This window comes from Streptomyces sp. NTD91 (genome assembly GCF_059510455.1).
In genome coordinates this window covers 1-21,789 of record NZ_JCAJZW010000014.1, presented here as the reverse complement: position 1 = coordinate 21,789, position 21,789 = coordinate 1, and the positions used below count along the sequence as shown (strand labels likewise).

At 73.0% G+C, this 21,789-nt stretch carries 22 protein-coding genes, 1 tRNA gene and 2 pseudogenes; 16 read left to right on the top strand and 9 right to left on the bottom strand.

Translation table 11 applies throughout. The features are described from left to right. Positions 1 to 678: 678 nt before the first annotated feature. The 14 genes and pseudogenes from AC5WRT_RS16815 to AC5WRT_RS16750 form a co-directional block, all read left to right on the top strand. Positions 679 to 3,117, top strand: a pseudogene (locus tag AC5WRT_RS16815) (sensor histidine kinase); the annotation flags it as partial. Between the two features lie 97 nt (positions 3,118 to 3,214). After that, positions 3,215 to 3,649, top strand: a complete 435-nt coding sequence (locus AC5WRT_RS16810; RefSeq protein WP_496094344.1) for a roadblock/LC7 domain-containing protein — start codon at positions 3,215 to 3,217, stop codon at positions 3,647 to 3,649. Between the two features lie 2 nt (positions 3,650 to 3,651). After that, on the top strand, positions 3,652 to 4,023 hold the full coding sequence (locus tag AC5WRT_RS16805) for a DUF742 domain-containing protein (protein ID WP_496094345.1): 372 nt from the start codon (positions 3,652 to 3,654) through the stop codon (positions 4,021 to 4,023). After that, the gene (locus AC5WRT_RS16800) at positions 4,001 to 4,600 is read left to right on the top strand and encodes a GTP-binding protein (RefSeq protein ID WP_496094346.1); all 600 of its coding nucleotides are present in this window, start codon (positions 4,001 to 4,003) and stop codon (positions 4,598 to 4,600) included. The genes AC5WRT_RS16805 and AC5WRT_RS16800 overlap by 23 nt, the downstream gene beginning before the upstream one ends. Before the next feature lie 73 nt (positions 4,601 to 4,673). Then, on the top strand, positions 4,674 to 5,249 hold the full coding sequence (locus tag AC5WRT_RS16795; protein ID WP_496100349.1) for a GAF domain-containing protein: 576 nt from the start codon (positions 4,674 to 4,676) through the stop codon (positions 5,247 to 5,249). A 188-nt stretch (positions 5,250 to 5,437) separates the two neighbouring features. After that, the gene (gene tdh, locus AC5WRT_RS16790; RefSeq protein ID WP_496094348.1) at positions 5,438 to 6,466 is read left to right on the top strand and encodes an L-threonine 3-dehydrogenase; all 1,029 of its coding nucleotides are present in this window, start codon (positions 5,438 to 5,440) and stop codon (positions 6,464 to 6,466) included. Between the two features lie 67 nt (positions 6,467 to 6,533). Beyond that, a complete protein-coding gene (locus AC5WRT_RS16785) occupies positions 6,534 to 7,727 on the top strand; it encodes a glycine C-acetyltransferase (RefSeq protein ID WP_496094349.1) in 1,194 nt (397 codons plus the stop codon). Between the two features lie 31 nt (positions 7,728 to 7,758). Further along, complete coding sequence (locus tag AC5WRT_RS16780) at positions 7,759 to 8,664, top strand: LysR family transcriptional regulator (RefSeq protein WP_496094350.1); 906 nt, start codon at positions 7,759 to 7,761, stop codon at positions 8,662 to 8,664. A 69-nt stretch (positions 8,665 to 8,733) separates the two neighbouring features. After that, positions 8,734 to 9,303, top strand: coding sequence for a helix-turn-helix domain-containing protein (locus AC5WRT_RS16775; protein ID WP_496094351.1), 570 nt, complete (start codon positions 8,734 to 8,736; stop codon positions 9,301 to 9,303). Beyond that, a complete protein-coding gene (locus AC5WRT_RS16770; RefSeq protein ID WP_496094352.1) occupies positions 9,300 to 9,821 on the top strand; it encodes a GNAT family N-acetyltransferase in 522 nt (173 codons plus the stop codon). Before AC5WRT_RS16775 ends, AC5WRT_RS16770 begins: the two co-directional genes overlap by 4 nt. A 30-nt stretch (positions 9,822 to 9,851) precedes the next feature. After that, positions 9,852 to 10,211 (top strand): MmcQ/YjbR family DNA-binding protein, encoded by a 360-nt coding sequence (locus AC5WRT_RS16765; protein ID WP_496094353.1) that lies wholly within the window; start codon positions 9,852 to 9,854, stop codon positions 10,209 to 10,211. A 91-nt stretch (positions 10,212 to 10,302) separates the two neighbouring features. After that, positions 10,303 to 10,440: pseudogene (locus AC5WRT_RS16760) on the top strand (MFS transporter); the annotation flags it as partial. A gap of 19 nt (positions 10,441 to 10,459) precedes the next feature. Beyond that, positions 10,460 to 10,612: a hypothetical protein gene (locus AC5WRT_RS16755; protein WP_496100363.1), complete on the top strand. Its 153-nt coding sequence runs from the start codon at positions 10,460 to 10,462 to the stop codon at positions 10,610 to 10,612. 345 nt (positions 10,613 to 10,957) lie between these two features. Next, a tRNA-Pro gene (locus AC5WRT_RS16750) sits at positions 10,958 to 11,034 on the top strand. A 362-nt stretch (positions 11,035 to 11,396) separates the two neighbouring features. Here AC5WRT_RS16750 and AC5WRT_RS16745 read toward each other — a convergent pair. The 5 genes from AC5WRT_RS16745 to AC5WRT_RS16725 form a co-directional block, all read right to left on the bottom strand. Next, entirely contained in the window at positions 11,397 to 12,194 is a 798-nt protein-coding gene (locus AC5WRT_RS16745; RefSeq protein WP_496094354.1) for a COG4705 family protein, read from the bottom strand. A 182-nt stretch (positions 12,195 to 12,376) separates the two neighbouring features. Next, on the bottom strand, positions 12,377 to 12,904 hold the full coding sequence (locus AC5WRT_RS16740; RefSeq protein ID WP_496094368.1) for an NUDIX hydrolase family protein: 528 nt from the start codon (positions 12,902 to 12,904) through the stop codon (positions 12,377 to 12,379). A gap of 16 nt (positions 12,905 to 12,920) precedes the next feature. Continuing rightward, the gene (locus AC5WRT_RS16735; RefSeq protein WP_496094355.1) at positions 12,921 to 14,096 is read right to left on the bottom strand and encodes an amidohydrolase family protein; all 1,176 of its coding nucleotides are present in this window, start codon (positions 14,094 to 14,096) and stop codon (positions 12,921 to 12,923) included. Position 14,097: 1 nt separating this feature from the next. Beyond that, a complete protein-coding gene (locus AC5WRT_RS16730; RefSeq protein WP_496094356.1) occupies positions 14,098 to 15,501 on the bottom strand; it encodes a type I glutamate--ammonia ligase in 1,404 nt (467 codons plus the stop codon). Between the two features lie 59 nt (positions 15,502 to 15,560). Continuing rightward, positions 15,561 to 16,373 carry an SAM-dependent methyltransferase gene (locus AC5WRT_RS16725; RefSeq protein WP_496100348.1) on the bottom strand — a complete coding sequence of 271 codons (813 nt, stop codon included), beginning with the start codon at positions 16,371 to 16,373 and terminating at the stop codon, positions 15,561 to 15,563. A 205-nt stretch (positions 16,374 to 16,578) separates the two neighbouring features. Here AC5WRT_RS16725 and AC5WRT_RS16720 point away from each other — a divergent pair, with 205 nt between their 5' ends. Continuing rightward, a complete protein-coding gene (locus tag AC5WRT_RS16720; RefSeq protein ID WP_496094358.1) occupies positions 16,579 to 17,433 on the top strand; it encodes a Cof-type HAD-IIB family hydrolase in 855 nt (284 codons plus the stop codon). 37 nt (positions 17,434 to 17,470) lie between these two features. Here AC5WRT_RS16720 and AC5WRT_RS16715 read toward each other — a convergent pair whose 3' ends face one another. The 4 genes from AC5WRT_RS16715 to AC5WRT_RS16700 all read right to left on the bottom strand — a co-directional run bounded on the left by AC5WRT_RS16715 (position 17,471) and on the right by AC5WRT_RS16700 (position 20,398). Beyond that, positions 17,471 to 18,268 (bottom strand): SAM-dependent methyltransferase, encoded by a 798-nt coding sequence (locus tag AC5WRT_RS16715; protein WP_496094359.1) that lies wholly within the window; start codon positions 18,266 to 18,268, stop codon positions 17,471 to 17,473. A 68-nt stretch (positions 18,269 to 18,336) separates the two neighbouring features. Continuing rightward, positions 18,337 to 18,984, bottom strand: a complete 648-nt coding sequence (locus AC5WRT_RS16710) for an HhH-GDP family DNA glycosylase (protein WP_496100347.1) — start codon at positions 18,982 to 18,984, stop codon at positions 18,337 to 18,339. A gap of 14 nt (positions 18,985 to 18,998) precedes the next feature. Then, complete coding sequence (locus AC5WRT_RS16705) at positions 18,999 to 19,274, bottom strand: DUF3140 domain-containing protein (RefSeq protein ID WP_496100362.1); 276 nt, start codon at positions 19,272 to 19,274, stop codon at positions 18,999 to 19,001. A 314-nt stretch (positions 19,275 to 19,588) separates the two neighbouring features. Beyond that, entirely contained in the window at positions 19,589 to 20,398 is an 810-nt protein-coding gene (locus tag AC5WRT_RS16700; RefSeq protein ID WP_496094362.1) for an alpha/beta hydrolase, read from the bottom strand. Positions 20,399 to 20,552: 154 nt separating this feature from the next. On the opposite strand from AC5WRT_RS16700, the gene AC5WRT_RS16695 reads away from it, so the two are divergent. Next, positions 20,553 to 21,740 carry a thiolase family protein gene (locus AC5WRT_RS16695; RefSeq protein ID WP_496100346.1) on the top strand — a complete coding sequence of 396 codons (1,188 nt, stop codon included), beginning with the start codon at positions 20,553 to 20,555 and terminating at the stop codon, positions 21,738 to 21,740. Positions 21,741 to 21,789 lie beyond the last annotated feature (49 nt).

The following is a 21,789-nucleotide window of genomic DNA, read 5'->3' as shown; positions in this document are numbered from 1 at the left end:
GCGCGGGAATGTCCCCGCGAAGGCGCAGTTGCGCGCCCTCCAGCACAGGGGACTGATCCGCCAGGAGGTCGACTCCCGCCGCTTCGCACCGACTCCCAAGGGCGAATGGGTGGCGAGTTCCGCGCAGCGGAACGGGAAGCTGCCCAAACGGATCTGCCTCTACGACGGTTGGTGCATCTACTGCTCAGCGTGCTGAGGAGGAACGGGAGTTCCTGACCGTGGGTGACGGGATGCGGGCGGGACGACGGGCCGCGGCGCACGGCGGAAACCGCCGAGGCACGGTGCGCCGAAATGCGGGAGCCGGGTGTCCCCGGCCGGCTTCCGGCGCATTCCCGGGCCGCGGGGCGGCCGGCAGGAGCGTGCATGCCTACGCCGTCGGACGCCGGGGCAGCCATGGAGTTTCCGACCGTTCCTGATCGATTCGAACCGACTCTTATTTCAATTGTTTCGGAAATCCAACACGGTTATCGGTCCGTCGTACGAGGCTTCATACCAGAGCGGGACGCTCCCCGGGGGACTTTGTCAACTGCCCCCCGCACATGATGCTCAGGCGACTACTGTGAGTGTCCGTCGCGTCGCGAGGCCGGGTCCGCCGGCCGCGGGCCGACACCGCGATGACCCATGCCCGCCTCGCGCACCGCGCGAGGAACAGGCCCGACGGACCGTGCGAGGACGCAGATGGCTGACCTGCGAGCACCGGCCACCCCTGCCGACCGCCGAGAGGGCGGCCGGCACGGGCGACCGGTCGCCCGACCCGTTCCCGCACTGCCCGAGACGCCCATACGGCCCCAGCTCATGCGGCTCGCCCTGCTGCCGCCCCTCGCGGTGGCGCTCAGCGCCACCGCCGCGGTCCTCTTCAGCATCCGCTCCACCGGCGCCCGCACCGGCCCGACGCTCTGGGCCGTCCTCGCCGGGGCGGCCACCGTGGCCGTCGCCGGCATCCTCATCGCCGTCGTGGCCGCCGACCGGGCCACCCGCTCGGTCTCCGACCGCGTCACCGCGCTGCGCCGTACTGCCGCACGCGGCGAGGCCGACCTGCACGCCCTGGTCGACGCGCTGCGCCAGGGCGAGGCCCCGCCCCCGCGGGCACCGCGCCGCCGGCCGCCCGCGGACGCCGACGACTTCGACCTGCTCGCCGCCGACCTGGCCCGCGCGCACGACGGCGCCGTCACCGCCGTCGTGCGTGCCGCCCAGCTCTCCAGCCAGGCGGGCAGCGAGCAGAAACTGGAGGTGTTCGTCAACCTCGCGCGCCGGCTCCAGTCCCTCGTGCACCGGGAGATCTCGATCCTCGACGAGCTGGAGAACGAGATCGAGGACCCCGACCTGCTCAAGGGCCTCTTCCACGTGGACCACCTGGCCACCCGCATCCGGCGGCACGCCGAGAACCTCGCCGTGCTCGGCGGCGCCGTCTCCCGGCGCCAGTGGAGCAACCCCGTCAGCATGACCGAGGTGCTGCGCTCCGCCATCGCCGAGGTCGAGCAGTACTCCAGGGTCAAGCTGGTGCCCCCCATCGACGGCGAACTGCGCGGCCACGCCGTCGCCGATGTCATCCATCTGCTCGCCGAACTCATCGAGAACGCCTCCGTGTTCTCCGCCCCGCACACACAAGTGCTGCTCCGCGCGGGCCTCGTCACCTCCGGGCTCGCCGTGGAGGTCGAGGACCGCGGCCTGGGCATGCCCGTCGGCGAACAGAACCGGATGAACGCCCTGCTCGCCGACCCCGACCAGGTCAACGTCGCCAGCCTGCTGGCCGACGGGCGCATCGGTCTCTACGTCGTCTCCCAGCTCGCCCGGCGGCACGGCATCCACGTCCGGCTGCAGACCAACATCTACGGCGGCGTACAGGCCGTACTCGTCGTACCGCAGGCGTTGTTGGGTACGGCATCCGGGGCGGTCGGCACGGTCGCCGGGGCGGGCGTGCACCGGCCGCAGGGACCGGCGGACACCGGTGCCTCGCCGCAGGTGCGGATGCAGGTGCCTGCGGGCGGGCACGGGCACGGACAGGACCGGGCCGGTGGGCGAGGGACCGTGCAGGATCTGCTTCCTTCGCCCGCCACGGGAGCGCGGTCCGCAGACGTGAGGCCCCCGTACGGCGGTACCGGCCCCGATGCCGAGGTCCTGGCGCAATCGGGGTCCGAGGCCGGGGGAGGGGCCGTGGCGGTCTCATGGGATCGGACCGACCCCGGCGCAGAGACCGGCGCGGACGGCGGGCGGACACGGGCGACCGGGCGGCGGCGGCACGCCCAGCGGGGGAGCGGAGGCGACGTCGAGAGCGGGGCCGGGGGGCAGGGTGCGCACAGCGGTGACGGCGGGCGGAGCGGAGGTGACCTCGCGCCGCTTCCCGTGCGGGGAGCCCGGCAGGACCGGCCCACCCCCGCCGAGGCCCCGCCCGGCATAAGTGCCGAGGACCGGGCGGCGGTCGAGGCGCACGCGGGCATCCTGCCCGCGCCGCGCTCCGGCACCGTGCGCGGCACCATGGACAAGCCCCGGCTGCCCCGCCGCCGTGCCCAGGAGCACATCGTTCCCCAGTTGCGCGGCGGACCTCTGCCCCGGCACGACGGCGACGGCATCCCGGGCCACGACCCCGGCCTGATGGCGGCGTTCCAGCGCGGGATCGGACTTGCCGAGGCGCAGCAGCACACGGAGAACCAGGAGCCCACCGCCCACCGGGACCCCGGGCAGCCGGAGTCGGGTCACTCGGGTCCCGACGGTCCCCTGGGTTCCGGACACCTGGACGCGACGCATACGGGGCCGGGCCACACGGAGCCCGCGCACCTGGTCGCCACCCCCATGGAGTCCGTCCCCATGGAGTCCGTCCCCATGGAGTCCGTCCTCATGGAGTCCGCCGCCATGGACTCGCCCCACATGAACTCAGCCCACCACCTCGACGCGCCCCCCATGCAGTCCGCACCGTCGGACACCGCCCACGCCAGCTTCGTGCCGAGCCATCAGCTCGGTTCGGAGGGCTCAGAGTTCACCGACCAGGTGCCCGTACGGCCGGATCACATGGGTTCCGAGCACATGGACCCCGCCCCCATGTTCCAGGGGCGTCCGTACGCGCCCGCCTCCGACGGCGCCCGTGGCTCCGGCCGGCCCGACGGGAGCGCCCCGGCCGGCTGACGCCCGCACCGCGTCCCCCCACCGACGACCACCCACCCCAATCCCCCGACCCAGCGCTCCCGCAGACCTTCGTACCCCAAGGAGTCGATCCACCATGGCGAGCGATGCGCCGACCACCGCCCACGCCGACCTCGACTGGCTGCTCAGCGGCCTAGTGCAGCGCGTACCGCACACCTCCAGCGCGGTGCTGCTGTCCTGCGACGGGCTGGTGAAGTCCGTGCACGGCCTGGACATCGACAGCGCCGACCACATGGCGGCGCTGGCCTCAGGCCTGTACTCCCTCGGCCGCAGCGCGGGCGTCCGGTTCGGCGACGGCGGGGAGGTCCGCCAGGTCGTCGTCGAACTCGACTCGACCCTGCTGTTCGTCACCACTGCCGGCTCCGGCACCTGTCTCGCCGTGCTCGCCGGGCGAGAGGCCGACGCCGCCGTGCTCGGCTACGAGATGGCGATGCTCGTCAAGAGCGTCCGGCCGTATCTGGTGACCGCGCCCCGGCAGCACGCCGTCGAACCCACGGCGACGAGGCCTTGAGCGTGCCCGCAGCCGGCGACGGGCCCTGGCTGGACGACGCGGCCGGACGGCTGGTGCGCCCGTTCACGGTCAGCAACGGACGCACCGAGCCCAGCGTCGCCCTGGACCTGATGTCGCAGGTGATGGCCACCGGCGTCACCCCACTCGGCTATCTCGGCCCCGAGCACGCCCAGGCGCTCGACCTGTGCCGGTCCCCGGTCCCGGTCGCCGAGGTCGCCGCGCATCTGAAACTGCCCGCGGTCGTCACCAAGGTGCTGCTCTCGGACCTCGTCGACTGCGGGGTACTGACCACCAAACCCCCCGCCTTCCACCACACACCCACTGACCGGTCTCTGCTGGAGGCAGTGCTCGATGGACTACGACGACAGCTCTGACCCGTTCCCGACCGCGCTGAAGATCCTGGTGGCGGGCGGGTTCGGGGTCGGCAAGACGACCTTCGTGGGCGCGGTCAGCGAGATCGCGCCGCTCAGCACGGAGGAGCTGCTCACCACCGTCAGCGTCGGCACGGACAGTCTCGACGGCGTCGAGAACAAGATGGAGACGACGGTCGCCATGGACTTCGGCCGGATCACCCTCGACGCGGACCATGTGCTGTACCTGTTCGGCACCCCGGGGCAGGAGCGGTTCTGGTTCATGTGGGACGAGTTGTCCGAGGGCGCGCTCGGCGCGGTGATCCTCGCCGACACCCGCCGGCTGCAGGACTGCTTCGCGGCCGTGGACTTCTTCGAGGAGCGCGGACTCGGGTTCATCGTCGCCGTCAACGAGTTCGACGGCGGATACCGCTACGACACCGAGGAGGTGCGCGCCGCCATCGACCTCGACCCCGCGATCCCCGTGGTGCGCTGCGACGCCCGGATCTCCAGCTCCGGAGTCCAGACCCTGCTCACCCTCGTACGCCATCTGCTCGCCCACGCCCCGGCGCCCGCGCCGAGCCACGGCGCTCACATGTGAAATCGCCCTACCGCCCACGGAGTTCCCCTATGAGATACGCCCACAGCGACGCAGCCCGGCCAGGAGCGAGGCCATGACCTACGAGCCGCCCCGGCCCGTGCGGGGTCTGCTGCTCACCCCCGAGGACAAGGAGGCCCCCGCCCGCGTCCACCGACTGCGCCTGCTCGGCCTGGCAGACCACCCCGATCCGGCGCTGGACGCCTTCGCGGACCATCTCGCCCGGCTCACCGGCGCGCCCTACGCCATGGTCAACTTCGTCGGCGAGGAGCAGCAGTTCTTCGCGGGCCTGTGCGCCCCCGCCGTACCGCCGTTCCTCAGACCGGACGGTACCCGGCCGGAGTTCGGCCGGACCCTGCCCCGCCAGCACGGGTTCTGCCCCCATGTGGTGGTCCGCCGCAAGGCACTCGTGCTCGAGGACGTCCGCGACTATCCGCGGTTCGCCGGGAACCCGGTCGTGGACGAGTACGGCATTCACTCCTACCTCGGCGCCCCGCTCGTCGACGGCTCCGGCATGGTGCTGGGCACCGTGTGCGCCGCCGACACCGAACCGCGGGCCTGGGGCCGGTCGGGTCTGGAGACCGTCAAGGCGCTGGCCGCCGATCTCGCCGTACGCCTCGAACGGAGCGCCGGGGACGGGCTGCCCCTGTGACGGCGGGGGCCTGTCCCCGCCCCCGGCAGCCACGGCGTGAAGGAAAGCTGAGGCGGCGGTTAAGAAAAGCTCGATGGACCCGTGCCCCGCGCATACGGCAGATTGCGGGGTGATTCCACCCCTCTGACCCGGTGCGGGCTCCTTACGTCTGCCCGCGGGCCGGGACCTCACCCACAGGAGCCGTAGCGTTGAAGGCGCTGGTCAAGGAGAAGGCGGAGCCGGGACTCCGGCTGACGGACGTCCCGGAGCCCGAGGTCGGTCCGGGTGACGTACTGATCAAGGTCATGCGGACCGGTATATGCGGCACCGACCTGCACATCCGGGCCTGGGACGGCTGGGCGCAGCAGGCCATCCGCACCCCGCTCGTGCTCGGGCACGAGTTCGTCGGGCAGGTCGTCGAGGTCGGCCGGGACGTGACGGACATCCGCATCGGGGACCGGGTCAGCGGCGAGGGGCATCTGGTGTGCGGCAAGTGCCGCAACTGCCTGGCCGGCCGCCGGCACCTGTGCCGGTCCACCGTCGGCCTCGGCGTCGGCCGGGACGGCGCGTTCGCCGAGTACGTCGCCCTGCCCGCGTCCAACGTCTGGGTGCACCGCGTGCCCGTCGACCTCGACGTCGCCGCGATCTTCGACCCGTTCGGCAACGCCGTGCACACCGCGCTCTCCTTCCCTCTGGTCGGCGAGGACGTGCTGATCACCGGCGCCGGACCCATCGGGCTGATGGCCGCCGCGGTGGCCCGGCACGCGGGCGCCCGCAACGTCGTCATCACCGACGTCAGCGAGGAGCGGCTCGAGCTGGCCCGCAAGATCGGCGTGAGCCTCGCCCTGAACGTCGCCGGGACCACCATCGCCGAGGGGCAGCGCGAACTGGGGCTGCGCGAGGGCTTCGACGTCGGCCTGGAGATGTCCGGCCGCCCCGAGGCCATGCGCGACATGATCGCCAACATGACGCACGGCGGGCGCATCGCCATGCTCGGCCTGCCCGCGCAGGAGTTCCCGGTCGACTGGGCCCGGATCGTCACCTCGATGATCACCATCAAGGGCATCTACGGCCGCGAGATGTTCGAGACCTGGTACGCGATGTCGGTGCTGCTGGAGGGCGGCCTGGACCTCGCCCCCGTGATCACCGGCCGGTACGGCTACCGCGACTTCGAGGCGGCCTTCGCCGACGCCGCGAGCGGCAGGGGCGGCAAGGTCATCCTCGACTGGACTGTTTGATCTCGTTCCGGTTCGTCTCCGGGCGCCGCTTCGGCTCACTCGCCCTCTGCACTTGATGGAGTTCCTCATGTTCAACTCTGTGCGCGACGACCTGCGCGCCACCCTCGACGAGATCCGCGCCGCCGGACTGCACAAGCCCGAGCGGGTCATCGGCAGCCCGCAGTCCGCGACCGTCGACGTCACCGCCGGCGGCCGCCCCGGCGAGGTCCTCAACTTCTGCGCCAACAACTACCTGGGCCTCGCCGACCATCCCGAGGTGATCGCCGCCGCCCACGAGGCCCTGGACCGCTGGGGCTACGGCATGGCCTCCGTCCGCTTCATCTGCGGCACCCAGGAGGTCCACAAGGAGCTGGAGGCGCGCCTGTCGGCGTTCCTCGGCCAGGAGGACACGATCCTGTACTCCTCCTGTTTCGACGCCAACGGCGGTGTCTTCGAGACTCTGCTCGGCGAGGAGGACGCGGTGATCTCCGACGCCCTCAACCACGCCTCCATCATCGACGGCATCCGCCTGTCCAAGGCCCGCCGCCACCGTTACGCCAACCGCGACCTCGCCGACCTGGAGGCGAAGCTGAAGGAGGCGTCCGGTGCCCGGCGCCGCCTGATCGTCACCGACGGCGTCTTCTCCATGGACGGCTATGTGGCCCCGCTGCGCGAGATCTGCGACCTCGCCGACCGCCACGACGCGATGGTCATGGTCGACGACTCGCACGCCGTCGGCTTCGTCGGTCCCACCGGCCGCGGCACCCCCGAGCTCCACGGGGTCATGGACCGTGTCGACATCGTCACCGGCACCCTCGGCAAGGCGCTCGGCGGCGCCTCCGGCGGCTATGTCGCCGCCCGCGCCGAGATCGTCGCTCTGCTGCGCCAGCGCTCCCGCCCGTACCTGTTCTCCAACACCCTCGCCCCGGTGATCGCCGCCGCCTCCCTGAAGGTCCTCGACCTGCTGGAGTCCGCCGACGACCTGCGCGTCCGCCTCACCGAGAACACGGCCCACTTCCGCCGCCGGATGACCGAGGAGGGCTTCGACGTCCTCCCCGGCGACCACGCCATCGCGCCCGTGATGATCGGCGACGCGGCCAAGGCGAGCCGCATGGCCGAGCTCCTGCTGGAGCGCGGCGTGTACGTGGTCGGCTTCTCCTACCCGGTCGTCCCGCAGGGTCAGGCCCGCATCCGCGTCCAGCTGTCCGCCGCGCACTCCGCCGGGGACGTCGACCGCGCGGTGGACGCGTTCGTCGCCGCCCGCGCCGAGCTGGAGGGCTGAGCCACCCGCGTCCCCGGGGATAATCGAGGACATGATCGAGGCACGGCGGCTCCACATCCTCCGTGCGGTGGCCGACCACCGCACAGTCACCGCGGCGGCCGCCGCGCTCTACCTCACCCCCTCGGCCGTCTCCCAGCAGCTGGCGGCCCTGGAGCAGGAGACCGGCCACCGCCTGGTCGAGCGCAGCGCCAAGGGTGTACGGCTCACCCCGGCCGGTGAGATCCTGCTCAGTCACACCAACGCCGTCCTCGCCCAGCTGGAGCGGGCCGAGGCCGAGCTGGCCGCGTACGGCTCCGGCGAGGCGGGCACGGTCACCGTGGCCGCCTTCGCCACCGGCATCGCCCAGGTCGTCGCCCCCGCCGTGACCCGGCTCGCCCACACCGCGCCCGGCATCCGGATCCGGGTCCAGGACGCCGAGGGGGACGCGAGCCTGCCCATGGTCCTGGACCGGCAGGTCGACGTGGCCGTCGCCGTGGAGTACCGGGGCGCCCCGCCCGCCGACGACCCCCGGCTCACCCATGTACCGCTCTACGCCGAGCCGTTCGACGCGGTCGTCCCCGTCGGCCACCGCCTCGCGGACACCGCCGAGGTCCCTCTCGCCGAGTTGGCCAAGGACCCCTGGATCGGCCCGTACCCCGGCAACCCCTGCCACGACGTGGTCGTCCTCGCCTGCGAGACCGCCGGCTTCCAGCCCCGCCTGGAGCACTCCTCCGACGACTTCCGCGCCGTCGTCGCCCTCGCCTCGGCCGGCGCGGGCGTGGCCCTCGTACCGCGCTCCGCGCTGAACGGCATGGACCTCACCGGCGTCGTCGTACACCCCGTCGACGGCGTGGCCCCCACCCGCCGCGTCTTCGCCGCGGTACGACGCGGAGCCGAGGGACATCCGCTGATCCGTCCGGTGCTGGAGGCGCTGGGGCAGGCAGCTCAGGAGGCGTGACGCCCACGGCGCCGCGGAAGTGAGGCGTCCGTAACATGCGTGTCTCATACCCGGGATAGCGTCCCGTATATGAGAAGCGACGAGGATGCCCTCGACTCCCGGCTCGGCGCCCGGCTCGCCGAGCTGCGCACCCGGCACGGATGGTCCCTGGGCGAGCTGGCCGAACGCAGCGGAGTGAGCCGGTCGACCCTGTCACGGGCCGAACGCGCCGAGACCAGCCCGACCGCCGCCCAGCTGAACCGGCTCTGCCAGGTCTACGGCCGCACGATGTCCCAGCTGCTCAGCGAGGTCGAGGCGGCACCCGCGGCGCTGGTCCGGTCCGACGACCAGCAGGTCTGGCAGGACCGGGGGTCCGGGTTCGTCCGGCGGTCCGTGTCCCCGCCGCACGCCGGACTGCGCGGCGAACTGGTCGAGGCCCGGCTGTCGCCGGGCGCCGACATCGCCTACGACCGCCCTCCCGTGGCCGGTCTGGAACAGCATCTGTGGGTGCTCGACGGCGCCCTGGAGGTGACGGACGCGGACCAGGTGCACCACCTCGGCACCGGCGACTGCCTGCGGATGCGGGTCTTCGGCCCGACCCGGTTCCGCTGCGCCGGCCCCGTCGGGACGCGGTACGTGCTGGCGGTGGTGCGACCGTGAGGGTGGAACGCTGGGACGGCACACGGGTACGGCAGCGGGCGGCCGAGCTGGCGGAGCTGCTGGCCGACACCGTGGCCGGTGGTGCCTCGATCGGTTTCCTCGCCCCGCTCGGCCAGGAGGAGGCCGCCGCCTGGTGGCGGGAGCGCGCGGAGGCGACGGCGGCGGGCCGGCTCGCCGTCTGGGTCGCTCTCGACGACACGGGGCGCCCGGCCGGCACGGTGAGTCTGGCCCACCCCGACAAGCCGAACAGCCGCCACCGCGCGGAACTGGTCAAGCTGATGGTGCACCCCTCTGCGCGTGGGCGGGGACTCGGCCGCCGCCTCCTCACCACCGCCGAGGACGCTGCCGGTGCCGCCGGCATCACCCTGCTCCACCTCGACACCGAGACCGGCAGCCCGGCCGAGCGTCTGTACCGCTCGGCCGGCTGGACGCGGGCCGGCGTCATTCCCGACTACGCGGCCTCTCCCACGGGCGAGTTGCGGCCGACGACGCTGTACTTCAAGCGGCTCGGCGAGTGATTGTCAGTGGCAGCAGCTACGGTGCGTGGCATGCCGGACGCCGAAGACGTACGCCGTATCGCCCTGTCCCTGCCGGACACCACGGAGAAGATCGCCTGGAGCATGCCCACGTTCCGGGTGGCCGGGAAGATGTTCGCGACCCTGCCCGAGGACGAGACGTCCATCGCCGTGCGCTGCCCCAAGGAGGAGCGCGACGAACTGGTGCTGGCCGAACCGGAGAAGTTCTGGATCGCCGACCACGAGGCCCAGTTCGCCTGGGTGAGAGCAAGACTCGTCGCGCTGGAGGACGAGGAGGAACTGCGGGACATCCTCGCCGACTCGTGGAGGCAGGCCGCCCCGCCCCGGCTCCTCGACGCCCACCCCGAGTCGGGGCTGCCGCCCGGGGAGTGAAAATGCCCCGTGCGCGGACGCCGGGCGTGGCATGATCCCGCGCGGCGCGGACGGGGACGGCACCGCGGGGGCGGCGGGGAGGGAGCATCCGATGACGGGAACGGACGCATCGTACGACATCACCACGCGCGGGGCGCGCAGCGCAGGAGCGGCCCGCCGAGCCGTCCGGTCCCGGGACTTCGCCCTCTTCTTCGTCGCCCGGGCCGTCGCCCGCCTCGGCGACACCGTGCACCGCGCCCGCCACGCCGTTGACGAGGATCGTCGCGCACGCCGCCCAGCCCGGCGCCGGGCACGTGCTGCTGATCTCCGCCGTGGCCAGCGTGGCGGTGGCGGCGGCGCTGCTCGGGGTTCCGGCGATACGGGACCTGGTCCGGGCCGACCCGGGGGCGCCCGCGCGATGACGGCAGGGCGTGCGCAGATGCCCTGCTCCGGCGCCGGGCGATGACGCTCGCCGCCGCGGCCACCCGTGGGAGGGGTGCGGGAAACCGCCCGACCCACCCCACGCCCCCGTGGTCGCGCGCGGCGCTCGAGCGGCCCGGTCCGTGGGCGTCGTCCTCGGGCTCACGGAGCGGGACAGGTAGCCGTAGCCGCGTGCACGGCGTGCGTTCGCTGCGATCCTCATGCTTCCGAGCGGGTGACCTCAACCAGGCTTGAGGTCCACCCGAAAGCGATGCGCGACCACAGAGCCGAGTGCGGTATTGTTTCCCTGCGCGTTTCGACCGGGGAAACCCCAGGTCAAACGGCACCGGGACGTGGCGCAGCTTGGTAGCGCACTTGACTGGGGGTCAAGGGGTCGCAGGTTCAAATCCTGTCGTCCCGACCAGCTTCATGCGGTCGGAGGTCTTCTTCTCAGGGTTGGGGAGAAGACCTCTTTCGTGTCCGCGGGGGGTCCGGCCTCCTGTTCGACGAGCACGAGGAACTCGACGAGCACGAGGAAGCGGACCGGCCGCCGTGCCGCGGGCCGGGACCGATGCCCCACCGGGTCCGCCCCGAGCCCGGTCGTTCCCGGGAAGCGGCCACGGCAGCCATGGCACGGTGGATCCCCGGAGGTGCCGCACAGCGGCGGACAGGGATACGGTGCGGAAGGTTGCCGGTCCGCCGGCGCCGGCCGACGCCTCCCGCTCAGGAGCGCCGATGAGCCGGTGCGCCGTGAGGACCGGCTCCCTTGCACGCGGACCGGCCGGGTCAGAGCGCGGGCTCCGTGTCCCGCCGCGACATCGCCAGGAACGCCACGAACCCGACGATCGCCACCGTCCAGGACAGGGTCACCGGGCCCAGGCCCCAGCCCAGGCCGCCGCGCCCGCCCGGCAGGGCCATCCAGTCGGCGAGGGACGCGCCCAGCGGGCGCGTGATGACGTAGGCCGTCCAGAACGCGGTCACCGCGCCCAGCAGGCCGGCGCGGTGGGCGACGGCCGGGACGCAGATCGCCACGGCGAACAGGGCGACCGAGCCCAGGTAGCCGAGGCCGATCGTCGCGGTGAGGTCGCCCGCGGCGGTGCCCAGCGCGAAGGTGGCGAGGACGGCTGCCCAGTAGAAGAACTCGCGGCGCCGGGTGCGGATGGAGTGGATGGACAGGGTGCGCTCGGTGGCGTACCAGAGGGCGAAGACGGCGGTCAGGACGATCAGGAACAACGGGGTGGACAGGGTGTACGGAACGCCGAGGCCCACATGCAGCACGTCCGCGGCCATCGTGCCGAACACGCTGACCATGACGATCGCCGTCCAGTAGATCCAGGCCACGTACCGGCGGACCGCGAACTGGAGCACGAGCGACGCCGCGAACGCGAGACCACCGAGGCCGACCGCCGGGATCGGGCCCAGCAGACGGGCGAGGAAGTCGGAGGCGGTCTCGCCCATGCCGGTGGTGAGGACCTTGATGATCCAGAAGTAGACGGTGACCTCCGGCACCTTGTTCGCGCTCTCGCGCATACGCGCGCGTGCGGGACCGCTCGGCCGGTGGTCGAGGACGTGCTCTGTGCTCATGGTCCGCACCCTCGCACGCCCAACTGCCTTTTCCCTAGATCTCTTTGCCAGAGTTTTGGGGCTTCTGGTGCTGCTGTTGCCACGGGCGCCGGGAAACCTGAACGCAACCTGAACGCCGCGGGGAAACCCCTGGTCGGCGGCCTGACCAGCCTGGTGGACAGGCGGGTCGGGCGCCGCCCGGATCAGTACGCCAGGCCCACGTGCGCGAGCCCCTGCTTCAGCAGCACCCCGTGCCCGCCCGGCATCTCGCTCTGCAGGGCCGGGGAGGCCGCCTCCTGGGGGCTGAACCAGACCAGGTCCAGCGCGTCCTGCCGGGGGCGGCAGTCACCGGTGACGGGGACGATGTAGGCGAGGGACACCGCGTGCTGGCGCGGGTCGTGGTACGGCGTGATGCCCGCCGTCGGGAAGTACTCCGCGACGGTGAAGGGCTGCAGCGAGGTGGGGATGCGGGGGAGCGCGACCGGGCCGAGGTCCTTCTCCAGATGGCGCAGCAGGGCGTCGCGGACCCGCTCGTGGTGCAGCACGCGGCCGGAGACCAGGGTCCGGCTGACCGTACCGTCCGGACCGATGCGCAGCAGCAGTCCGATGCTGGTCACCTCACCGCTGTCGTCCACGCGCACGGGCACGGCCTCGACGTACAGGATCGGCATCCGGGCCCTGGCCATTTCCAGCTCGTCAGTGGTCAGCCAGCCGGGCGTCGTCTCGGTCATGTCAGACATTGCTTGATCATACTTTCCACGTGGGGCGCCCGCTGGGATCGCGGGACGGATCGGATACGGGCGGTCCGTACAGACGCAGGGCGTTGTCGCGACCGGTCCAGGCCGCGATCCGCAGCGCGTCGGGCAGGCTCAGCTCGTCGGCGTCGACGCGGGCCTGGAGCAGACCGGCCAGCCCCTGCCGGAAGCACAGGGCGCCGAGGTGATGGAATTCGGCCACCCCGTACGCGTCGGAGCTGTAGAGCAGCTTCCGGAACGGCGTGATCTCCAGCGCCTCCTCCAGCACCGCCCCGCACCGGGCCGGACCCGTGTGGTGCAGGGCGAGACCGACGTCCAGGTACACCCGCTCGAACACCGCGGCCAGATAGGCGGCCTGGCGGTGGTACGGCCAGCAGTGCAGCAGCAGCACCGGGATCGTGCCGGAGACCAGGCGCAGCCAGTCCGTCAGCAGGGCCGGGTCGGCGTGGTGCAGCCGCAGGTCGGCGTCCCCGAAACCGGTGTGGAGCTGAAGGGGCAGGCCGAGGTCCACGGCGGTCCACAGCAGGTGCCGTACCAGGACCGGGTCGGCAAGCCGCCCGCCGTCCGCGAGCCAGCGCCCGGCGGCCTCGGTCACCTCCGCGTCCGCCGGACGTGCCGGGTCCAGGACGAAGCCGGTGCGGTAGGCGGCCACCGACTTCACCGCCACCACGCCCGGCCGGCGTACGGCCTCCTCGGCGGCCGCGCGGAAGCGTGCGGCGTACTCGCCCGGTTCGACGCCCCGCCGGGCCACCGTCTGAGCCACCTGCTCCAGCCGTACGACCTCGTACGCCGCGGCGTCGGCGGCCTCGGCCAGCTCGGCGGGGGAGGTGAGCGGGTGCGGGGCGTAGCCGGTGTCCACGAGGAACGCCCCGGCGCGCGCGGCCCGCAGGAAGCGCCGGTTGACCTCCCGCCAGCCCAGGGCCGCGCGGCGGGCCGCGTAGTCGGCCGGGGCGGCGTGCCGGGGAAGGTCCAGCAGGGGTGCGCAGTGCCGGCGTACGGCGATGCCGGCGGGGGTGTCGAAGGGCGAGACGCCGGGCCAGGCCTCGCCCTCGGTGAGCAGCGCGGCGAACCCCTCCGGCGCGAGGTCGGCCGTCACCGCGCCGTGGCAGTGGTGGTCCACCAACTCCAGCTCGGCGAGGGCCTCGTGGACCGGTCCCGGTGCGGACACGTCAGTAGACCCAGCGGTAGGCCGCCGCCACCCGCGCCTCGTCCAGGTCCCGCACGGCCGTCGCCTCTCCGAGCCGTACGGCGGTCACCGCGTCCGCGAGCACCGGGCCCAGCGCCTGGCGCAGCACCTGGTCCGCGCGGAACTCCCGGGCGGCCTCGGTCAGCGACCGCGGCAGCCGCCGCACCCCGAGGGCCGCCGCCTCGTCCTGGCCGTACCGGGCCGGGTCGCCGGTGATCTCCTCCGGGAGGAGCAGGGACGAGCCGATCCCGTCGAGGCCCGCGGCGATGACACAGCCGAGGGCGAGATACGGGTTGGCGGCCAGGTCGACCGGTTTCACCTCGAGGTTGGCCTCCTGCTCCCGGCGGCCCGCCGAGCCGGTGATCACCCGCAGCGCGCTCTCGCGGGTCTCCCGGCCCCACGCGGTGAACGCCCCCGCCCACTGGGAGGGCTGCAGCCTGAGATAGCTGGCCGGGCTCGGCGCGGTGACCGCCGTCAGCGCGGGGAGGCGGGCCAGGATCCCGGCCGCGAAGGACTCCGCCTCGGGTGTCATGCCGTAGCGGCGCTCGCCGCCCGCGTGCAGGTTCGCGCCGTCGCGCCAGCAGGACAGGTGAAGGTGCCCGCCGTTGCCGACGCCCTCGGCGGACACCGCGGGCGAGAACGACACCCGCAGGCCGTGCCGCTGCGCGACCGCCCGGATCGTCTGCCGTACCAGCACGCTGCGGTCGGCCGCCGCCACCGGGTCCAGCGCGCCCGTCGAGACCTCGAACTGCCCTGCCGCGTACTCGGGATGGAGCTGGTCGACAGGGACGCCCTGGGCGTCGAACGCGGCCAGCAGATCGGTGGTGTAGTCGCTCAGCTCGACCTGCCGGATCGCGCCGTACGCCGGACCGGACACCGCGGGCACGAACTCGCCGGGCGGTGCGGAGCCGAGCCCCACCGCCCACTCGACCTCGATCGCCGCCTTGAAGACGAGGCCGTGCCGCCGGGCCGCGCCGGCGACGGTCCGGCGCAGAAAGGTCCGGGCGCAGCCGGGGTGGCTCTCTCCCTCCTGGCTGATCCGGTCCACCGGCGCCCACGCCCAGCCGGGCTGCCCGGCCAGCGCCACCAGCTGGTCCAGGTCCGGGTAGAGCCTGAGGTCGCCGTCCGGGGAGCCGAGGACGTCGGTGGTGACGGTCGAGTCGTCGGCGAGGAAGGTGTCGAACACCGGGGACATGCCGACACCCCAGGACACGGCCGCCTCCAGCCGGGCCGTCGGGACCGTCTTCACCCGGCAGATTCCCGCGGTGTCCACATAGGCCAGCACGATCCCGCGCACGCCCCGCGCGGCGAGGTCGGCGGTGAGGCCGGCGACCCGGCGCAGATCCTCCGGTCGCCCGCCGGGCACGGGGTCGGCAAGGGTGGTCATACGTCCTCCTCGGCTCACGCGCCGTCCTCGGGGGCCTCGGGATCCGCCCGGTACCGGCGTCAGGGTTTCACGGCCACGGCGCCGTACTGCGGCACCGCGGCGGCGGACTCCGTCCCGGCACGCCACTGGGAGCAGGGCACCAGGCCCGGCTCGACCAGTTCGAGGCCGTCGAGGAGGCCGGCGATCTCCGCTCGGCCGCGGGCGGTGATCGGCGGGGTGGCGTTGGCGTTCCAGAACTCCATCGCGGCCCGGTTGCCCTCGCCGCCCACCTCCGGGTCGTGGGTCGGGTGGGTGAGGACCAGGTGGCTGCCCGGCGGCAGGGGCGCCATGAGCCGCCGCAGGATGTCCCCCGCCTCGTCGGTGTCCAGGACGAAGTTCAGGATGCCGAGCATCATCAGCGCGACCGGCCGGGTCAGGTCCAGGGTCTCGGCGGCGCGCCGCACGATGCCCTCCGGGTCGTGCACGTCGGCGTCGATGTAGTCGGTGACGCCCTCGGGTGAGCTGGTGAGCAGCGAACGGGCGTGCACGAGCACGATCGGGTCGTTGTCGACGTACACGATCCGTGACTCGGGGGCGATGCGCTGCGCGATCTCGTGGGTGTTCTCGACGGTCGGCAGGCCGGTCCCGACGTCCAGGAACTGGCGTACTCCGCGCTCGCCGGCCAGGAACCGCACCGCCCGGGACAGGAAGTCCCGGTCCGCGCGGGCCACCGTCCGGATCACCGGGAACATCCCGGCGACATGCTCGCCGACCCGCTGGTCGACCTCGTAGTGGTCCTTGCCGCCGATCCAGTAGTTCCATACCCGGGCGTTGTGCGCCACGGAGGTGTTCAGCTGCGCCGGTCCGGCTGCCGGGGAGTGGCCCTCGGTCACATCGCCGCCCTTCTCCGCTCGTGGTTGTCCGCCGTCATTGTGCCGTCCGTTGATCGCGCTGTCCCAGGAACCGCGTACCGTGGGCGGTTCAGGACCGCTTCGGGACGTTTCGGGACATGAGCAGCGGCGGAGCGGTGCGTCGGCGACGTCGCCGCGGTCATGAGGAACACTGGACCGGAACGCCGTCCCCGACCGGAAACAGGACATGCCCGCCGTACCCACCCCCCTGGCCGACACCTTCCACCTCCCCGCGGGCCCCGCCGACATCCGGCTGATCGTCACCGACATGGACGGCACCCTGCTGGACGACGCCAAGCGGATCCCCGGCGGGCTGTGGCCGACGCTCGCCGAACTGCGCCGCAGGGGTGTGCTGTTCAGCCCGGCGAGCGGTCGCCAGTACGCCACGCTGGCCCGGCAGTTCGCCCAGGTCGCCGACGGCATGGTGTTCATCGCGGAGAACGGCACGTATGTGGTCCGCGACGGCGTGGAACTGAGCTCGGACACGATGGACAGGACCGTGGCCGCGGGCGTGGCGCGTACGGTACGACGGCTGGTCGCGGACGGCGTGGACGTGGGCGCCGTGGTGTGCGGCAAGCGGGCCGCCCACGTCGAGCGGACCGACGAGGCTTTCCTGGCGGAGGTGCGCAAGTACTACGTCGAGCACCGGATCGTGGCGGACGTCACCGCCGTCGAGGACGACGTGATCAAGGTCGCCCTGTTCGACTTCGGATCCGCCGAGCGCTCCACCGCCCCGGCCCTCGCCGAGTTCACCGGCACGCATCAGGTCGTGGTCTCCGGCGAGCACTGGGTGGACGTCATGAACCGCACCGCCAACAAGGGCACCGCGCTGCGCGGCCTGCAGCGGGCGCTCGGCATCACACCGGCGCAGACCATGGTCTTCGGCGACTACCTCAACGACCTGGAGATGCTCGACGCGGCCGAGTGGTCCTTCGCCATGGCCAACGCCCACCCGGAGGTCGTCCGCCGGGCCCGGCACCTCGCCCCGTCCAACAACGACAACGGCGTGCTGCGCACCGTCTCCCGCGTCCTCGGCCTGTAGTGCGGGCCGGCCGGCCACGAACGGTTTCGCGCCGGCGTCACGGCTTGCGTCCCACCGCACCGTACAGCGAAACCGGTCCCGCCCCGTCCGGCGCCGTCTCGCGCCGCCACGCGTCCACCGGGACGACGCCCGGATCCAGCAGGTCGAGGCCCGCGAAGAAGGCGGCCACCTCGGCCCTGGACCGCGCGACCAGGGTCACTCCGCCGGCCGCGTACGCGGCGATGCCCTTGTCGACGTTCTCCGGCTCGAAGTCCGCCGTCATCATCGACAGCACCAGCAGGCTGCCCGGCGCCAGGGCGTCGACGAGGGCCGACACCACCTCGTGGGCGCCGTCCTCGTCGGTCACGAAGTGCAGCAGCGCGATCAGGGACAGGGCCACCGGCCGGCCGAGGTCCAGCACCCGGGAGGCCTGTTCGAGGATGGTACGTGGATCTCGGGCGTCGGCCCGTACGTACCGCGTCACGCCCTCGGGTGCGCCGCACAGCAGCGCGTCCGCGTGGGCCGGCACGATCGGGTCGTTGTCGACGTAGACCACTCGGGCGTGGGGTGCCACCGACTGGGCGATCCCGTGCAGGTTCGGCTCGGTCGGTATGCCGCTGCCGATGTCCAGGAACTGCCGTACGCCGTCCTCGGCGAGCGTCCGGGTGACCCGGTGCATGAAGGCCCGGTTGGCGCGCGCGGCGCGGACGGCTCCCTGGTCGATCGCCATGATGCAGCGGCCCAGTTCCCGGTCGACGGGGTAGTTGTCCTTGCCGCCGAGGAACCAGTCGTACACCCTGGCCGGATGCGGCCGTGTGGTGTCGATGCGCCGTGCGGCCGGCTCGGTCCCCGTCACGCGTGCGCTCCTCCGCTCGGCCGGCCCCGGCGGTCGCGCCGGCAGGTCCGGGGAGCAGTCTGGCACGGTCACGCCGCGCGGCGCAGACAGTCTCCGGCCACCTCCTTGTCGAGTGCGGCGCGCACCAACGCGGCGGCCAGGACGGCCGGTTCGGTGTCCTCGGCCAGCTCCGTCAGCTTCTGCGGGTCCTTCGGCAACCCGAGCCGCTGCGCCCCGGACAGCACCTTGCCGTCCAGGTACGGCGCGATCTGCGGCCACACGCGCTGGGCCTCGCGCAGGAAGATGTCGGCTCCGGCCGGGCCGATCCCCGGTTCCTCCTGGAGCAGCCGCCTGAGTTCACCCGTGTCGCCGTGCGCCTCCTCGTGCAGCCGGCGCAGGTCTCCGGCCCACCGGTCCAGCAACAGGTCGGCGCCCTCGCCGAGCTGGGTGGCGGTCCGCTCGTCGTAGCGCCGGTAGCCGCCGCGGCCGAGGGCGTCCACCCGCTGCTGCCAGTCGGCGTCGGCCATGCGGCGCGGGCTGTCGAGGTGGTCCTCGTGCAGTTCGCGCGCGGCGGCCACCGCGACCGACGCGCGGATCCTGGCGCTGAGCAGCAGGGCCAGTACGAGCAGCCGGTACAACGGCTGCGGTGTGTCCTTCAGCTTGATGCCCGCTTCCTCGGCGTACGTGCGTCCGTACTCCGACAGGAGCGCGCGCATGACTCGTTCGTCGCGGTTCATGCCGGCTTCCTCGGTCAGGGCTTGAGCGGGTCGTGACCCATCGACATCAACTGGTGCCGGCGGCGGGTGTCCTCCGCCTCGGGCTCGTCCTCGACGTCCACCAGCTCACCGACGGTGTCCACGACCTCCCGCATCACGCGCAGGTCGGCGTCGGTCAGATCGGTGCGGCGCTTCTGGAGGATCGCCAGGACGTGCTGCCCGGTCGACGAGCCGGCCTGGTCGGGCAGTGGCTCGGCCACCTCGCCGGAGTCCCGGACCCTCAGCCAGTCGGCGAGCTGGGCCGAGGTCATGTTCACCACGCGGTGGAAGTCCTCCCACAGCGCGTCGAGTTTCGGGTGCGTCGGCCATGGGTCTCCCCTTCTGTGTACGGCACATCCGGCACGGCCGCCGGGCAGCGCGTGGCCGCGGCGACGGTCCTGCCTGCCGTCCCGCGGGACGGCAGGCGCGGCGGCACGGTCGGCGACGGCGTGCGTGGGCACTCTCGGGCAGCGGGGCGCTCTCGGGCTGCGACGGTCGAGACCCTCGCCCCTCTCGTCGCCCGTCGGTGTCTCGTTCGGGTCCCGGGGCGCGGGTATCCACCGGGGCGGGGCGCAAACGTGGCTGATCAGCGTGGCAGCACCCGGTCCAGGAAGCCGGTCACCTCCGCGAAGACCTCCTCCTTGCACGTTTCATGGAAGACCTCGTGCCGCGCCCCGGCGAAGATCCGTTCGGTCGCGCGGGAGCCCGCGAGCCGCTCCACCCCGACCCGGCTGCCGGGCAGCGGCACCAGCCGGTCGTCGTCCCCGTGCAGCCACAGCACCGGCAGGGCGCCCACGCCGCCGCCCCTGGCCACGGTCTCCAGGGTCCGCGCGAACGCCTCCACCGTCGGCCGCTTCATCGGCCCGTGCCACACCAGCGGATCGGCGGCGTAGGCCGCGCCGACGGCCGGGTCCCGGGAGAGCGCGGCCGGGCTGACCGGGGTGTCCGGGATCTCGGGGAGGGCCAGCAGTCGTCCGGGCAGCTCCCAGGCCCCGATCACCGGCCCGGACAGGATCAGCGCGCTCAGCCCGGCGCCGTACCGCTGGGCATAGCGGGCCGCGATCAGCCCGCCCATCGAGTGGCCGATCAGCACGAGCGGCGCGCCGGGGTGCGCGGTGCGGGCCAGCTCCGCCACGCCGTGCAGATCGGTGACCACGTCCTCGAAGTCCTCGATCAGCACCCGCTCGCCTGCCGACCGGCCGTGGCCGACGTGGTCGGGGGCGTACACGGCCGCCCCGTGCGCGGTGAGGACGGCGGCGGGCTCGGCGTACCGGCCCGCATGCTCAGCGTAGCCGTGTGCCACCAGTGCCAGGTACCGCGGTGCCGGGTGCGGCCACTCGTGTACGCCGAGCGGGCCGTGGGTGCCGTCGAGGGTGTGCTCGCGGACGTGGCGCATGTCTCCTCCGATGCGTCGGTGAAGCCCCGGCGGGATCTTCTCAGCGGGCCGGTCGCAGGTCTATAGTCCAAAACTAGCAGTGCTAATTAACTTGTCCCGTGTGGTCCGCCGGACGACGGCGTCGTCGTCCGGTCGCAGGTCAGGAGTCGAAACCGTGCGTCCCGTCCACTTCGCGGCCGCCCGCCGCACCCCCATCGGCAAGCTGCGTGGAGCCCTTGCCTCCGTCCGGCCCGACGATCTGGCGGCGACCGTGATCCGCCACCTGGTGGCCGAGGTGCCCGCCCTGGACCCGGCCCGGATCGACGACGTCTACTGGGGCGCGGCCAACCAGGCCGGCGAGGACAACCGCAATGTCGCCCGCATGGCCGCCCTGCTCGCGGGGCTGCCGGAGTCCGTGCCCGGCGCCACCGTCAACCGGCTGTGCGCCTCCGGGCTCGAAGCGGTCACCACCGCCGCCCGCACCATCGCCGCCGGCGAGGCGGACATCGTGATCGCGGGCGGCTCCGAGTCCATGAGCCGCGCCCCCTTCGTGCTGCCCCGTCCCGACGAGGCCCTGCCGCACCGCATCGAGACCTACGACACCCGCCTCGGCTGGCGCCTGGTCAACCCGGCGATGAAGGACCTGCACGGCCTGCTGCCCATGGGGGAGACCGCCGAGGAGGTCGCCGGGCGCCACGGCATCTCCCGCGAGCGGCAGGACGAGTTCGCCCTGCGCAGCCACCGACTCGCCGCCGCCGCACGCAAGAACGGGCACTTCGACGACGAACTCCTGCCCGTGGAACGCCCGGACGGCATCGTGGTGGAGCACGACGAGGGCGTGCGCGAGGACACCTCGCCGGAGAAACTGTCGAGGTTGAAGCCGGTCTTCCGCCAGGGCGGGACGGTCACCGCGGGCAACTCCTCGCCGATGAACGACGGCGCGGCCGGGCTGCTCCTGGTCAGCGAGGAGGCCCTGAACGAGCTGGGCCTGGAGTCCCTCGGCCGCTATGTCGCGGGCGCCTCCGCGGGAGTTCACCCCGACGTCATGGGCATCGGCCCGGTCCCGGCCACCCGCAAGGCGCTGGCGCGGGCCGGCTGGGACATCGCCGATCTACAGGAGGCCGAGTTCAACGAGGCGTTCGCCGCGCAGGCCCTCGCCTGCGTCGACCAGCTGGGCATCGACCCCGACCTGGTCAACCCGACCGGCGGCGCCATCGCCCTCGGCCACCCCCTCGGCTGCTCGGGCGCCCGCATCCTGACCACGCTGCTGCACCGCATGCGGCGCACCGGCGCCGCGCGCGGGCTCGCGACCATGTGCGTCGGCGTGGGTCAGGGCAGCGCCGTGCTGGTCGAACGGCACTAGGGCGTGTTTCGAAAGTCCCGTCTGGTCCGCGACGCCTGGCACGGCACCT